The following is a 14,268-nucleotide window of genomic DNA, read 5'->3' as shown; positions in this document are numbered from 1 at the left end:
TCTTATAATTTATAGGTGATGCCTTTCCAGTCCTTAAAAACCTAGACTTTATTAAACCTTCCAAATCCTAAAATTTTAATTGTAGACCTGCTAAGTATTCTAGATCTCCCGTATGAGATATTTTAATTTTTATAGAGGATCTTCATATTTGCTTTTTAAGGGTTTCCCTAAGATTGGACCATAGAATGTTAGTTCACAGGCACCATAGACCTTTAAATCATCATATTGAAGCTCATGCCTCTTTATAACATTGATCTCTGCCTATAAAACTTCTTATTTTTTACAACCTTCTTTACTTTTCTCCCATCTAGTGTATTTTTTTCTACGTTCTCCGTTTTTATCACACCTTCCTGAGTATTTTTCTAAAATCCTTTAGATTGTTGATCTATGTGGATACTCCCGGTTTTGTATCACTGATAAGTCTTCTATCGTTTAAGTCAGATTTTTCGATCGTTCTATATCATAGGGGATAGTCTTGAATAGCCACCTATTTTCTGAGTTTCTCCTAAATTATATAGCTCTAGCGCTGCTAATTGTTCCTTAGTCAATTTATCTATCTTTTCTTTAGCTATAAATAGTTAGAGCACTCATTTTATATCTTAGAATTATATTTATATTCTTAGTTTTTCATTTGTTTTTATGCTATAATTTCAAAAAACACTATAGGAGGATTAAATATGATTTTTTATATCGATACTAAAACTCATAAGATTCATGCAAAACAATGTTCTAAACTAAGAAAGCATCTTGATATACTACCAATTTTTCGTACTAAATTTAAATTTTATATTAATTTAGGACTTCATAAAAATTTAGAATCTGCTGTACTAATGGGGATTACTCAAGGTTATGTTAACGCTAAAGGATCTTCTTGCTGTTGTACTTTCATAGACTGGTAACTTACAATATTCAATTATCTTAGGATAATAATTGGAGCTATTTATTGGCTCTTTTTTTATTTACTCTAAATTTTTTAAACTTCATCCCAAGAATATTTTTGACGACCTCTAATATGTACTATATCTTCTTTAGTTATTGCATATATATTTTGATTAAACTCCATTAGATATATTGCTCTGTCCATTTTTTCTTATCCATAATTAATTCTAATGATTTTCATATTTATCTAATTAAATTCTATAATTTTCATTTGTATGAATTTTATGGTATTATTTTTTAAAATAAAAGGAGGTGATTTCAATGACAGTTTATGTTGATTTTTATATCGATACTAAAACTAACGAAATTCATCAATTTGGATGTAATCATATACCAATTGAAGATAATATCTATTTAGGTATCTATAGAAATTTAGAGGTGGCACTAATTCATGCTAAGTCTAAAGGGTTTATAAATACTTCTATTTGCAATTCTTGCAATATATAGTTTTAAAATAATAATTTTGGGCTGCTCTGTAGCTCCTTCTCTTATTCTTAGCGATATTGCAACAGTGATTTGTTTACAGGTTCACTTCATTGCAATGTTTAAAAAATTTTTTTAAAAATAAGAAAATATTTAGTTTAGTTAGTTAATAGTTTATTTAATTAATCAATGTTGTTTTTTTAGGCGTTTAGTAATAAAATATTAGTAAGTGGATTCGAAACACATGTTTTTAAGACTCTCTCTCCTAAATTTCATGTGAATTAGATTCTAGTCTAGTTAAAAAATAGAATCTACCTAGAAAAATCTATCCTCAACAGATTTTTTGATCTTTAAAAAGACCCATTTTATTTTGGGTTTTTTTTAGTTTTTGGGAAAATTTAAACAGTGTTTCTGATTTTTAATCGGATATAATTACCTTTAGTATAGTTTGGAATTTTATCCTAACAAAAACTAATAAGTTTTTTTAGCTATCCTTTTTTGGCAGGATCTTTTCTTTTATCTTCCAGGACTTTCATTTGATTCTGTATTATTTCCATTTTTTTGTATAAAAAAAGATAGTTTTCACCATCTTCTCCTCACGGCACTATAATAGCACTTGATGCCAGACCAACTTTAACTTTATTAATTCTTTTATATTTTTTAGACAGTTTCTATACCATCATGCACATTACTTTTTACGATTTTCTTTATTCGTTCTTTATTTATCCATTTTTTTCGTTTTATAAATAAAAGCAATTCTTTTTTTATTTCTTCTTTTATAATATCTATTTCTCGAATTTGGAACTCTTCTTCAAGATTTTTAGAATATGCATGTAAGTTATGAAAGAATAGATCTTTTGTTATACTGATGACTGGATTAGAGGCTTCATCAATAAATTTTTTTTCTTTACTGCTTCCTCTGTATTCTTCATATTTTTCTAAATTAAGTATTTCATATTGAATGTTTTCAATAATTTTTTGCCGTTCAGTTCAGTTTAGCCCCATATCTCCTCCTTAATTGCTTTTACTAAATGTATATACAATATTTTTTCAGAAATTAACTCTATACTTTAATTCTATTGATTTTCTACCAAAGAAAATATTAGGAGTTCTAATGATCTGCCTAGGTTATAGCAACTAATATAAAAACTATATTTAATTTAGGAGGTTCTAAATTTATGAAAACTAAAAAAAGTATTAAGAGTCGGCATCATTTATTATTTTATTATAGCTGTTTGATCAATTATTGTTTTACCAGTAATAGTATTAACTTTGCCATTAATAATTCCAGTTATTTTAACATAACCTCCACTATTGGTAATGGTTCCTTTCAACATACCATTTACTTCAAGTTTCGAGTTTGGAGTACAATTAATTGTACCTTTATGCATTCCGTTAATGATTACACTGCAGTTATTTAAAGTAAGGTGCCCTTTAGAACTTCCGCCGATTAAAGTATCGGTGCTTATTACTCCACTATACTTTATTTTATTGTTAAAAATTTTCATAACGCTCCTTTTCCGACTCTAATAAAGTATAGCACTTAACTTTCCTTATAGAAAGTAATAGAGAGAATTATTTAGGAGGACTAATAAAATAAAAACTATTTAGTTTTATCTTACCATTAAATTAGTTTTAATTAAAAAACGTTTTTCATATGCTGCTATTGATGATGATATTTCAATAGGATTTCCTAATCTAGACCAAGGTTTTACTTTTGGAATCACACCAAAATAAGCCTATTATAAGGCTAAAAACTGCTTGGAATCATACCTTTGTAGGATGAAAGAAAGTTGAGAAATCATTCCTTTACCTGTAAAAAAAATGATATCAAACTTAAAGAAAATTAAGCTTAAGAATATCTTATCGTAAGAAAAAATACAAACAAATTATTATTTGTTTATATAGAGGGCTAGATTAAAATTTAAATAATACATGGAGGTTGCTACGAAAAATTAAAACATATAGAAGATAAATATGTTAAAGACATCTAAGTATATTTTATAGTAAAATCTGGATTTATAACTCCTCTTAAACAAAACAACATAATATTTTTATAGTTTAATTTTGAATTTTATCAAATATGCGTTATAATAGTATTTAGGTTATTTATAGCGAATCGTTAAAATAGGAGAAGAGATATGAATATTATTGAATTTAAAGATGTAGCAAAATCACATTTAACTCAAAAGTTATATGAAAATGTTAATTTAGAGATCAACAAGGGAGACAAGGTTGCTATTGTTGGTAATAATGGAAGCGGAAAATCAACTTTATTAAAATTAATAAATGAAGATGAATATCCAACTTATGGAGATATAGTAATTGAAGAGGAAGCACAAATTGCTTACTTTGATCAATTTGGAGAAACAAGTTTAGATAAATCAGTAAAAGAGTTATTAGACTCACCATTTGAGCATATAGTAAAAGCTCAAGTTCACTTAGAAGAAGTTTCGACTCAGTTTACTGGTGAAGCAGACAATGATGAAAAAGTAATGGAAGAATTTCAAAAAGCTTCAGACCTTTTTGAAAGTTTAGGAGCATATGACTATATTCATTTACAATCTGAATTTATAGATGTATTCGAATTAGGTAGTAAGTTAGATAGAGAATTTAAAGATTTAAGTGGTGGAGAAAAGCAATATGTAAGACTTGCAATAGCTTTATTCAAAGAATCTAACCTTGTAATCTTAGATGAACCATTATCATATTTTGATAAAAAGAAGACTGCTTGGTTAGCTAACTTTATTACTAAAAGTTCTAAAGCATTTTTAGTGATTTCTCATAGTGTTGATTTTATTAGATCATTTTCTAATAAATTCTTTGATGTAGATAATTTTAAAGTAACTACATATGAAGGGGATTATAGAACTTACCAAAAGGACAAAAAGATACAACTAAAGGAAGAAAAGAAAGAAAATAGAGAAAAAGAATTTGAAATAGAAAAAACCCGTGAAAGACTACAGAAAAAGGAAATATTAGTTCAAGGTGTTGGAAATAACCGTTCCCATGCTGTAATCTTAAGAAGGTTAGAAAGAGAATTAGAAAAGTTAGAAAAAGGGAAAAATGTACATTCTAAAGAATCTGAATATGCTTATGACTCTAGTCCTAAAGAATATTTTACAATTAATAAAGATATTGGTGATGTAATAGCTTCAGTTAATAATGTTTCTAAGGAGTTCCCTGAAAAAATATTATATAAAGATGTTAACTTTGATATATTAAAAAACAGTAAAATATGTATCGTAGGAGAAAATGGAGCTGGAAAGTCAACTTTATTAAAGATGATTTTAGGAGAAGAAGTCCCTACTACAGGAACTATTGATATAAACCCTAAGGCAAAATTCTCTTATATAGAGCAAGAAACTATCTTAGAAGATGAAAATATGAAGATTACAGAATATATTCAGGATAAAACTGGTCTAAACCAAGACTTTATTGAAGGAGCTATTGACTCTCTTTTCAATTACGAAGAAGAATTTAGAAGTAAAAAATTGTATATGTTAAGTGGTGGAGAGAAAAAGAGGTTAGAAATATTTACTAACATCTTAGCTGAAACTCACTTACTTGTAATAGATGAACCTTCTACTTATATGGATAGTTACTCTAGGTCTACAATTGCAAATATGTTAAATGAATATCACGGTGCCGTTGTCTTAGTAACTCATGACAAAGAATTATTAAGAATGATTAATTTTGAAATGTTTGATATTAGAGATAGATTATTTAGAGAGAAAGAAAGAGGTTAAAAATTGAAATAAAAAAGCTGGCCAAAGCCAGCTTTTTTATTTCAATTTTTTTAGTATGATAGAAATTATGAATATTCAAAACATTAGAATATTTTATAGGGACTTACTTAATAAAAATTTTTGAAAAATAAAGTCTTTTTTTTTATAATTTTGTTGTTTTTATAAAAATAGTGCCATTGAAATTCCTGTTTCCATTACCCCATTGACAAGTCTGTCCTTTTTATAGATACCTTCTATCTCGAATCCATATTTTTTATATAGCTTTATGGCTCTAGTATTTTTTTCATTAACTTTTAAAGTTATCTTAGATATAGAATTTTTTTTAGATTCATCGATTACTTTTTCTATAAGTAACGAACCTATACCTTTTCCCCAGTGTTTTTTAGAAACTGCTATACCAAAATTTGATTTATGTCTCTCTCTTAATCTACCATTTCTAGTAGTAGCTATTAAACTAGTAATTATTTTCCCATCTTTTTTTATACAATAAGCATAATTGGGAGCTTCCTTAGCTGATTCTATTATTGATTTACACACTTTTTCACTTGGAGATTCAAATTCTTCAAAAGTTACAAAGTTCGTTTCTCTTGCTATTTGGTTAAAAAATTCATGTAAATTCTTTGCATCTTCAACAATCATTGGTTCTAATTCATAAATCATTCTATCCACCTTTTATTTTATTATTTATTAGATCTTATCATAATTTTTATTTCATTAAAACAAAACTTAATAGATGAGGATCTCTTGTTTTGGGGTGAATAATATGCTACATTTAAAATAAAGAATCTGGGAAGGGTAATTTATGCTGATAGTATGAATAAAATAGAATATTGAGTTGAATAAAGGTTTTGAAAGGGTGGAAGTTAAACTCCATTCTTTTTTTATTTTAAGAGGGGATAAGTATGAGATTATGCTGTAGCAATAAAAAGAGGAGTACCGAAGCACTCCTCTTTTTATATAGTATAAAGTTTTCGTAAAAACTTAAGGTTCGACATGGTACCTGAGTAAATACCGTTTTTGACCTCTAAGTTTATGTATCTAAATAAATAATTATTTTCTTTAACATTATATCATGAATTTCTTATATATGATCACTAGTTTACTTCTATTATTTTACAAGAAAATTTATAACACCTAAACCAAAGCTTTATATATTTTTTGTGAAATTAATTCAAATCCCACTGAATTAGGATGTAATTCGTCTCTCCAATGTTTATCACCTAATGTTCCTTGAGTGTCGACAACTGTAAAATTATCATATTTTTTATCAATTTCAATTAGAATTTCTCTTAAAGCTTTCAAAATGTAATCTATAATATTTTTTTGATCATCATAATTATAAATTTTTTTTTCTGTTAAATAAACTTTTAACCATCCATCTCCAAAAGTGGTAGGTAAAAATTTTATTGGTTTAAAACCAGTTTTACTTGGAGGACATAAATCATAAGTGTGAGAAACTATTTTTATATTTGGATAATCCTTTGCTATCTCACATAAAAATTTATACGAGCTTTTAATTTGATCTATTTTAATTTCTAATCTTTCTAAGTTAATGCAATCTTTCCATTTCATACTGTCTTTTTTTTCATTTAAAATAAAATTAAAATCATAACCTCCTACAATATCATTTCCGCCACCAGAAAAAAGTAATATATCAAATTTATAGCTTTCTAATGCTTTAATTAATTTAAATTTATTTTCTCCAGAAAGCATCTCGACAGCTTCATCTCCATTACTAGCCATATTATAGATGATTAAATCTTTTTTATCATAAAGATGATCGATTATATTAGCATCTGGACCTAGAAAAAACATATTTCTAGGATAATCAAACCAAGAATCGCCTTCTGCCAAAATTGTTAAAGCTTTAGAGTTTTTATTCTTGTAATATTTTAATTCTTTTATACTTTCTGCTTTCATAGTTCTCCTCCTTTTTTAAGTTTATTTAAAAAATTATTTTATATTCAGATATTAAATAAGTATATATTCTCCCTAACTTTCTTACATATATTCTATGATAAAAATTCATAACTTTTTAGAAAAACAAACCTAAATATTGATTATCTTTAGAAGAGTCTTATTTAAGCTTGCCTTAAAATCAATATTCTTTTAAAGTTGATTTTATTAGCCTTTCAAATAAAAGTTAAAAAAAATAATATTAAATACATTCTAGCTAATATTATAAGTGCCATGTGTAATTATTCGTATCAGAAGATTAAAATTTGCACATCGCCGCGTCGTAATGGAGTAATACTTTTTTGAATCTTGAAAGAGCCTGATAGACCCTTTTTAGTCAGCATTTCTTCAATCTTCTCTACTACATTAGTTCCTCGATTTGTATAATTTATAGAGATAGTTCCAGATGAATACACCTTTGAAAGCTCTGAAAAATCTGTGGCAGTACTAGAAGAACGATACCCTTCGGATAGAAGACTCTCTTTAAGATCATTAGCTATAACCTTCTGAGAAAGTGTATAAAACACCAATACAGTATATTCTGAATTAGCTTCAAAATTTAAAATTTTTTGTTTTGAGGAAGAAATATCAACGCTGGTTTTAGAAGCTATCCCTCCTATTTGAATCTGTAAATTTTCAGTATTCTTCTTAAGTCCTTCCCGTAGGCTATTGATGTTTGCATTAATATTTGCAAAATCTTTTTGAAGTTGATTAGCCTCTATTTTTAATAAATCTAAACTTTCTTGAGCACTGGATCTCATCTCTTCCAAACTGAATAGTGTAGCCTTGATTCTCTTTGCTTCAACAGTCCCTTCAACAGTAGCGTCGTGCATAATGTCTAAACTATGCGTAATAATTGCTTCTTTCTCAGCTATATTCTGTTTTATTTTACGATCAACTAAAATATCAATAGTCTGATGAATACCAAAAGCGACTAAAATAGATATCACAATTAAAAATAACCATACTTGACGCTTGGCCCATACAATTAATTCCCGCTTTATTTCTTCGAGGAGCTTTATTTGGTGAAGCTGTTCAACTTCTTCTCTAGTTAATTCTGTATTAACCGTATTTTTTGATTTTGTGTCCGGACTTAACTTATCCATAATCATCTTCCTCCTAAGCTCAGTTAATATTTATATATTGGCGAAAGCATACCTTATTAAATTTAGTTTTTTTACTAGATATTAGTCCCTGTGGTTTGTATTAGATAAGGTTTTTTCTACTCATAGAATTACACTTGGGATATATCCCTATATCCTAGAATACGCTCTTTAGGATATCTTTTAATTTTTACTTCATCACTTTGATTTCCGCCTAATAGATATACATGTGAAGTAGTTTCTTTTATAAAAAATCCAACATGTCCTTGCCATCCTTTAGGGTCTCCTCTCCACAGAATAGTAACACAACCTATTTTAGGAACTTCTAATTTTTTACCCCATTTAAGCCAAGATCTAGCATTAGCTTTTTCTGTTCCCTTTATCCCAACTTCTTCCATACACCAGTTAACAAAAGCACTACACCAAGCAGTTTCATCTCTCCTTTGAGCACTCACACTGAGAGTATCAACACTTTTAAGATATTTAAGAACATCAGGATTATCAGCACTGCCAGAATAATCTTTAACTCCTATTTCGTTTCTTGCTACAGACATCCATTTTGGTTCGCTAACATCATTATTAATATAAGCATTGTAAGCTTTTTCTGTTTTAGGACCAGGTTTTCCAAAATAAGTTCCGTTATAAAATCCAGCATGATTCAACCCTTTTTGGATTAATGTCCAAATTTCTGGACTAAGTTTTAGTTTTTTCAAATCATTATATTTCATTTTTTGCCCTCCTTTTGTTTTACAAATAATATTCAGATAATTCATCATCATTACTTAATTCATGATATAGATTTTCTTCGTCCTCTGTACGGATAGATTTTTTTTTGAGTTCCTTATAACGTTTTAATTTTTTCATTAGTGAATAAGAACTCATTGTATCCTGAAGAAAATCTAAAGCTTGAATAGAATTTTCACCCTTCCCTTTTTCAAGTTCAGATAAGAGTGTTGCCATTCGTTGATTAATAAGAAACTCAGAGGAAATTGAAGTATCTTTAGTTACTCGTAATACAATATATGAATTATGAGTGTACAGATCTCCTTTTTTTGTATAAACTTTCTTATCTTCTTTGAGAATTAAATTTTTTATCTCTACTGGTTCTGCAAAACAAACAAAAAATCCAGGTTGTAATAAATTGTAGGCCTCATCAGAGGATTTATTAACTGCTAACCTTATATTTCCATTGATTATTTCATCATGGTCATCCATATTACTAATTATCCCTATTAAGGATTTCCCTACACTAGATATTAGAGGCGAATAAGGTAAGAGCACAGGAAAGGCAATAGCTGCTATGGAAGCTGCGGAAGCAAAGTTTGAAGAAAGCTCACTAGCTTTACTTTTATTTAATCCGTCTTCATCATAGACAAATATTCCTATATTTATTTCTTCTATTGATTCATTAAAATCAGAGGTTGCATAAATATCAGGATGAAATACGATGGGAATCCATTTCTTTTCTTTCACGTTTTTTTCATAGAAATGAACTTTTTTTATTGGGGGTTTACTGCCGTATCCAATTTGACTAAAAATAATGAGGTCATTAGTTTTAGTCCACATTAACCGATCCATATTTTCATGGATCCAAGCTCCTTCTACAGTAATTCTTAATTTTTGAGCATTTTTAAATTTATTATCTTCACTACATCGTTTTGTTGTACTTTGAAAATTGGATTCTTCGTTAATAAAAGAATCCGGTGCATACCACCATTTCTTTTCCATAAAAAACCTCCTTTTTATAATAGTATTTTTTCTATCATTTAAAATTATTTACCCTTATTTAAGTTTGCATTAAAATATATATAAAATCAAATAATTATGGATAAATTCAAAAAAAGTGAGGATAAAATAAGGTTTATGGATATCAAGCAAAAATTCATATGTTTATTTGACAAAGTTAAATTTATAATGAAAGATATATTTGAAAGTTAAGTCTTGAAATAAAATATGTCTAAAGGGAGTATTAATATGAGTATTAGTAAAATTATTATTGATATTATTGTGCCATTTGCCACACCTATAATAATTCTATTATTAGGAATTTGGGCAAAAAACATTGCGATTAACTATGAAAAACGGGCCAGTTTGAATGACCGTATTATTAAAAAACGTGTAGATATATATGAAACTATTGGTAAGGATTTGAACGATATTTTTGTATATCTACTGCAAGTTGGAGACTGGAAGGAATTTTCTCCAAATCAAATTATAGAGAAAAAAAGAGATATTGATCGGAACATGTATATAAGTCGACCTTATTGGTCTGATAGTGCTTTCTTATCATATACAGAATTTATGAATATAGCCTTTGAAACCTATACAGGTGTAGGGTCTAATGCGAAAATAAAGACTAACACGTATCAACTTAAGACACTTCCAAATTGGGAAGAAAGCTGGGAAAAATTATTTTCTAATGTGCCGACTGAGATGAAAGTTATCATAGAGAAGTACTCATTATTAATAAAAAATCTATCGAGTGAGTTTGGTTATCGCCAAGATCTATAGAGTAAACGATATAAACAGACGGTAACAGTATTCATAAAAGAGTAATTATCTACATTATGTTTATATTATTAAAAAAAAAATCTCATACAAAATTTAAATAAAAAGACACTAAATTTAGTGTCTTTTTAAGATTGATTTCATTGATGTTAATTATGAAAGTTCCGAAAGAATTATTTAGGAATGTTCATTAGCTATTAATTATAAATTTCTAATTTACATTTATGAACAACGCTTTCTCCATACTAGAATTTTTAAATGTAGATTGTTTTAATATTATTGATTAATTCAACCCTTTAAGAAAATCTGGATTTTCAATTGATGCAATGTAAGCACCTTCTAATATAAGAACAATTTCCCTTACTCGCATGAAATGATAAATTTTTTTAATTGCCCTTTTTATAATAAATGCGAGTACTAGCATAATAAAGCTTGTTAAAATAGGTATAATACGTCTAGTCACTAAATAGCTTGGATCAATTGGAAAGTATAAAAGTAAAATTATACTTATTATTATCAAAATTAACCCAAGCCTTAAAATGTATGTCATCACATACCAAATTGAAGACATCATACGAATATGTGCTTCATTTCTAAAAATATAAGTGAAACTATATGGTTCATAATACATAAGCCTAATTTTTATAGCATTAATTCGATGTGTTGCTCGGTATTTATATGTTTCTTCATCTTCACCCCTCCAAGGGACAAATTTAGTTAAATGACTCATTCCTTTTGATTCTAAATATTCATATAAATAATAATAAGGGTAGTCACAAATTGGTGACTCATTTTTTGTACTTCTAATCACCCAATATTCTGAAATTTCTTTTATTTTTCTAACTATCCAGTTTTCTGAAACCTCTCCTTTCTTTCTAACTACCCAATTTTCTAACGTTTCTTTATTGAGGAGTTTTTTTCGAGCAATATATCTATAACTATCTTCATCAACCTTGTCTTTATTAAGACGAAAGAAAATACGCCCAAATGCATAACTAATAATTATCAAAACAATTCCTATTTCACTCTTAAAAAACTTAGTAAATTTAATTATTCTTTTGGCGATTTCATAAGTCATTAACCTCTTATCATCAAATTCTGCCAATATCGCCCATATAGGCCAAGCTAAAGTAAAAATAGTGAAATTTAAGAATAAAATTCCAGGAACTAAGGTTCCGAAAATATCAACTAGATGCTCACGGAATGGAATATAAAAAGACTCTTTTTTTATTTTGATTCTTTTATTCATTTTAATACCTCCTTTGTTATGTTTTTGATAATAAAGTAAAACTAATATAATATTTAGCTCAATAAAGCTTTATATATATTTATATCTTTATTTTTATATTTTCCTCTCCATCAAACAAAAAGTTATCCTTACTAATGACTTTTTTTAATTCTTAATTACTGTCTTTGATTTCATTGAAAACTTTTTTTTATAAAATTTTCAATTTAAATCGAAAGAACGCTAAATTTGCAGCGTCCTTTTAAGATTGATTTTATTAAGCTTTCAAATGAAAGTTCCAAACCATTTCCTACGGAACTTTCATGACTTTTATATTAGTTCATTCGTTTCCCATCTTTATAATTCCCTTTAGATTTGATTTTTCCAGTTCTGTAATATAAAATATATTCCCCATTTTTTTCTCCACCTTTATAATTCCCTTTAGATTCGATTTTTCCAGTTTCATAATAAGAAATCGATTCCCCATTTTTTTTCCCATCTTTATAATTCTCTTTAGATTTGATTTTTCCATTTTCATAATAAGAAATCGATTCCCCATTTATTTCCTCATCTTTATAATTCCATTTAGATTTGATTTTTCCAGTTGTGTAATAAGAAATCGATTCCCTATTTTTTCCCCCATCTTTATAATTCCATTTTCTTTTAATTTTTCCATTTTCATAATAAAAAATCCATTCATTTAGTTCTCCATCTTTATAATTTTTTTTATCTCTGATTTTTCCAGTTGCGTAATAATTTCGTTGTTCATTTAGTACCCCATCTTTACAAGTTCCTTTTAATTTAATTTGACCATTTTCATAATAAAAAACCCATTCTCCATTTATTAATCCATTTTTATAATTTGATTTAAATTCGATTTGACCATTTTCGTAATACCTAATAGCTGTTCCTGTGTATGGAGTTTCTTCACTTATCTCATAATCTATACCGTTTCGTGTTTCTAATTGCTCTATGTTAATTGATTTCCCATAACTCGTTAAACTGATACTAATTATCAATATTAATAATATTTTATTCATTATTATCCCCCTCCTTTGATTTTCATTTTCATTGTCATTTAAGTATGCTTGATAATATTTAAAATTTCAATTTTAAAAAAAAGGGATATAAATTAATATCCCTTTAATCTATCTTTTATATCTCCAAAACAATTCTCTTATTGAATTAGCTCTCCTAAAAATCTTAAACTGAAATAACTTGGTTTTATGATGAATTAGGTCTATCTTAAATTCTAATCCTTTACCTTTGATTTTAAATCTTCCAAACCCAATGACACCTTATATTTATCCAATTCACTGTCTATCTGATAATTAGAGGTTAAATTAATATCTCCATTATGTTTAGATTTCTTTAATCCTTCAGCAAAGTCAGTAAGAATTTTGTAAGCTACATTCCTGGCTTTTTCTCCTCCTACTCCTTCAATGGCATCTCCTACCTGATCTCCTGCTTTCTTCAGTAGTGGTGATGGTAAGATTAATAATATAATCCCCAATAATACCTGCCATAGTAATGCATTTCCTAATAGTTCTTTCATTTTTCACTCTCCTTATAGTTCTCTAATGTTTCCTGGTAATTTTTAGGAACAACTTTTACAATTGGGTCTGGCCAACTACAGAATAAATTCCTTTCTGCCATCCTTCTTCTCAATAATCCTTTGGATCTTTTTTTAGCTGCCTTGGACCATAGATTAAAGATCCGACATGCACCTATAAAATTTCTATTATTGACCAGTTTAACTATATCGGATCTCCTAAAACTGGATCCTCCAATGTTATAGCAAAGAGAGACCAAGGCATCATACTGGTTCTGGTTTATCTTTTTTATCATAATGGCTTTCTTAACTACATTCTCATAAGTTCTTAGTTGCTTTATTAGTTCTAGATTGGCCTCTTCTGAGGTCATAATATCGTCTTCTTTGACTTTTACACCATCAACCCGAGTAAATCCCCAACCAATGGTCCAAACGTCTGCAGGACACTTATATGCCTTCATTTCGTAACTCTCGAAATGCTTTAAAAGGTCTATCCCTCGTTTAGATATTTTCATGTTCTTCCTCCTCTGTTAAAGATCAAATCTACTATTTTTTGTGTTTCTCCTTTTTCAGATAGAAGACCTAAAAGAGCTGCGATACCAAAATGAATAAAAGCCTGAGTTCCTTCTAGTCCTAATATAAACACAACAAGCATTGTAACTGATCCAGCAAATGCTCCGCATATAACCCTAGCCCAAAATGGCTTAGTAGTTCCCTGGTCTTTATATGCCTGGTAACAACTTCCTATAGTTCCGAATGCTATTAAGACTATAATATATGTTATTAAGTCTAATGTAATATTGTATTCCAAAT

Annotated in this window: 15 protein-coding genes; 4 read left to right on the top strand and 11 right to left on the bottom strand. The window is 28.0% G+C overall.

Going from position 1 to position 14,268, the window contains the following annotated elements; translation table 11 throughout:
- Positions 1–677: 677 nt before the first annotated feature.
- Together K337_RS0116030 and K337_RS0116020 are read left to right on the top strand one after the other, a co-directional pair.
- Entirely contained in the window at positions 678–899 is a 222-nt protein-coding gene (locus K337_RS0116030) for a hypothetical protein (protein WP_028857485.1), read from the top strand.
- 301 nt (positions 900–1,200) lie between these two features.
- The gene (locus tag K337_RS0116020) at positions 1,201–1,386 is read left to right on the top strand and encodes a hypothetical protein (protein ID WP_028857484.1); all 186 of its coding nucleotides are present in this window, start codon (positions 1,201–1,203) and stop codon (positions 1,384–1,386) included.
- A 1,193-nt stretch (positions 1,387–2,579) separates the two neighbouring features.
- On the opposite strand, the gene K337_RS0116015 is transcribed toward K337_RS0116020, so the two are convergent.
- A complete protein-coding gene (locus K337_RS0116015) occupies positions 2,580–2,870 on the bottom strand; it encodes a hypothetical protein (RefSeq protein WP_028857483.1) in 291 nt (96 codons plus the stop codon).
- Between the two features lie 633 nt (positions 2,871–3,503).
- Here K337_RS0116015 and K337_RS0116010 point away from each other — a divergent pair.
- Complete coding sequence (locus K337_RS0116010; protein ID WP_028857482.1) at positions 3,504–5,111, top strand: ATP-binding cassette domain-containing protein; 1,608 nt, start codon at positions 3,504–3,506, stop codon at positions 5,109–5,111.
- 159 nt (positions 5,112–5,270) lie between these two features.
- Here the strand turns inward: K337_RS0116010 and K337_RS18850 are convergent, their stop codons facing one another.
- From K337_RS18850 to K337_RS0115985, 5 genes are all read right to left on the bottom strand, one after another.
- Positions 5,271–5,771 carry a GNAT family N-acetyltransferase gene (locus tag K337_RS18850; protein WP_051251862.1) on the bottom strand — a complete coding sequence of 167 codons (501 nt, stop codon included), beginning with the start codon at positions 5,769–5,771 and terminating at the stop codon, positions 5,271–5,273.
- Between the two features lie 474 nt (positions 5,772–6,245).
- Positions 6,246–7,031, bottom strand: a complete 786-nt coding sequence (locus K337_RS0116000) for an SGNH/GDSL hydrolase family protein (RefSeq protein ID WP_028857481.1) — start codon at positions 7,029–7,031, stop codon at positions 6,246–6,248.
- A gap of 287 nt (positions 7,032–7,318) precedes the next feature.
- Entirely contained in the window at positions 7,319–8,173 is an 855-nt protein-coding gene (locus K337_RS0115995) for a hypothetical protein (protein ID WP_028857480.1), read from the bottom strand.
- A 128-nt stretch (positions 8,174–8,301) separates the two neighbouring features.
- Positions 8,302–8,898, bottom strand: coding sequence for a TIGR02594 family protein (locus K337_RS0115990; RefSeq protein WP_051251860.1), 597 nt, complete (start codon positions 8,896–8,898; stop codon positions 8,302–8,304).
- 19 nt (positions 8,899–8,917) lie between these two features.
- Positions 8,918–9,898, bottom strand: a complete 981-nt coding sequence (locus tag K337_RS0115985) for a hypothetical protein (RefSeq protein ID WP_028857478.1) — start codon at positions 9,896–9,898, stop codon at positions 8,918–8,920.
- Between the two features lie 246 nt (positions 9,899–10,144).
- On the opposite strand from K337_RS0115985, the gene K337_RS0115980 reads away from it, so the two are divergent.
- A complete protein-coding gene (locus tag K337_RS0115980; RefSeq protein ID WP_028857477.1) occupies positions 10,145–10,681 on the top strand; it encodes a hypothetical protein in 537 nt (178 codons plus the stop codon).
- Positions 10,682–10,961: 280 nt separating this feature from the next.
- Here K337_RS0115980 and K337_RS0115975 read toward each other — a convergent pair whose 3' ends face one another.
- The 5 genes from K337_RS0115975 to K337_RS0115955 all read right to left on the bottom strand — a co-directional run bounded on the left by K337_RS0115975 (position 10,962) and on the right by K337_RS0115955 (position 14,266).
- Positions 10,962–11,927, bottom strand: a complete 966-nt coding sequence (locus K337_RS0115975; protein ID WP_028857476.1) for a hypothetical protein — start codon at positions 11,925–11,927, stop codon at positions 10,962–10,964.
- Between the two features lie 311 nt (positions 11,928–12,238).
- Complete coding sequence (locus K337_RS18845) at positions 12,239–12,943, bottom strand: toxin-antitoxin system YwqK family antitoxin (protein ID WP_028857475.1); 705 nt, start codon at positions 12,941–12,943, stop codon at positions 12,239–12,241.
- 212 nt (positions 12,944–13,155) lie between these two features.
- Positions 13,156–13,458: a hypothetical protein gene (locus K337_RS0115965; protein WP_028857474.1), complete on the bottom strand. Its 303-nt coding sequence runs from the start codon at positions 13,456–13,458 to the stop codon at positions 13,156–13,158.
- Positions 13,455–13,970 (bottom strand): lysozyme, encoded by a 516-nt coding sequence (locus K337_RS18840; RefSeq protein WP_051251858.1) that lies wholly within the window; start codon positions 13,968–13,970, stop codon positions 13,455–13,457. The genes K337_RS0115965 and K337_RS18840 overlap by 4 nt, the downstream gene beginning before the upstream one ends.
- The gene (locus tag K337_RS0115955) at positions 13,967–14,266 is read right to left on the bottom strand and encodes a hypothetical protein (protein WP_028857473.1); all 300 of its coding nucleotides are present in this window, start codon (positions 14,264–14,266) and stop codon (positions 13,967–13,969) included. Before K337_RS0115955 ends, K337_RS18840 begins: the two co-directional genes overlap by 4 nt.
- Between the last annotated feature and the right edge of the window lie 2 nt (positions 14,267–14,268).

The organism is Psychrilyobacter atlanticus DSM 19335 (genome assembly GCF_000426625.1).
GTDB lineage: Bacteria > Fusobacteriota > Fusobacteriia > Fusobacteriales > Fusobacteriaceae > Psychrilyobacter > Psychrilyobacter atlanticus.
Note: the sequence above shows the minus strand (reverse complement) of the source record. Positions and strands in the feature narration are given on the sequence as shown.

Bases quoted from the DNA above. Each gene is read 5' to 3' on its own strand.
- K337_RS0115965 (WP_028857474.1), bottom strand. From the start codon at position 13,458: ATGAAAGAACTATTAGGAAATGCATTACTATGGCAGGTATTATTGGGG.
- K337_RS0115985 (WP_028857478.1), bottom strand. From the start codon at position 9,898: ATGGAAAAGAAATGGTGGTATGCACCGGATTCTTTTATTAACGAAGAA.
- K337_RS18840 (WP_051251858.1), bottom strand. From the start codon at position 13,970: ATGAAAATATCTAAACGAGGGATAGACCTTTTAAAGCATTTCGAGAGT.
- K337_RS0116020 (WP_028857484.1), top strand. From the start codon at position 1,201: ATGACAGTTTATGTTGATTTTTATATCGATACTAAAACTAACGAAATT.
- K337_RS0115990 (WP_051251860.1), bottom strand. From the start codon at position 8,898: ATGAAATATAATGATTTGAAAAAACTAAAACTTAGTCCAGAAATTTGG.
- K337_RS0116015 (WP_028857483.1), bottom strand. From the start codon at position 2,870: ATGAAAATTTTTAACAATAAAATAAAGTATAGTGGAGTAATAAGCACC.
- K337_RS0116010 (WP_028857482.1), top strand. From the start codon at position 3,504: ATGAATATTATTGAATTTAAAGATGTAGCAAAATCACATTTAACTCAA.
- K337_RS18845 (WP_028857475.1), bottom strand. From the start codon at position 12,943: ATGAATAAAATATTATTAATATTGATAATTAGTATCAGTTTAACGAGT.
- K337_RS0115995 (WP_028857480.1), bottom strand. From the start codon at position 8,173: ATGGATAAGTTAAGTCCGGACACAAAATCAAAAAATACGGTTAATACA.
- K337_RS0115975 (WP_028857476.1), bottom strand. From the start codon at position 11,927: ATGAATAAAAGAATCAAAATAAAAAAAGAGTCTTTTTATATTCCATTC.
- K337_RS18850 (WP_051251862.1), bottom strand. From the start codon at position 5,771: ATGATTTATGAATTAGAACCAATGATTGTTGAAGATGCAAAGAATTTA.
- K337_RS0115980 (WP_028857477.1), top strand. From the start codon at position 10,145: ATGAGTATTAGTAAAATTATTATTGATATTATTGTGCCATTTGCCACA.
- K337_RS0116000 (WP_028857481.1), bottom strand. From the start codon at position 7,031: ATGAAAGCAGAAAGTATAAAAGAATTAAAATATTACAAGAATAAAAAC.
- K337_RS0116030 (WP_028857485.1), top strand. From the start codon at position 678: ATGATTTTTTATATCGATACTAAAACTCATAAGATTCATGCAAAACAA.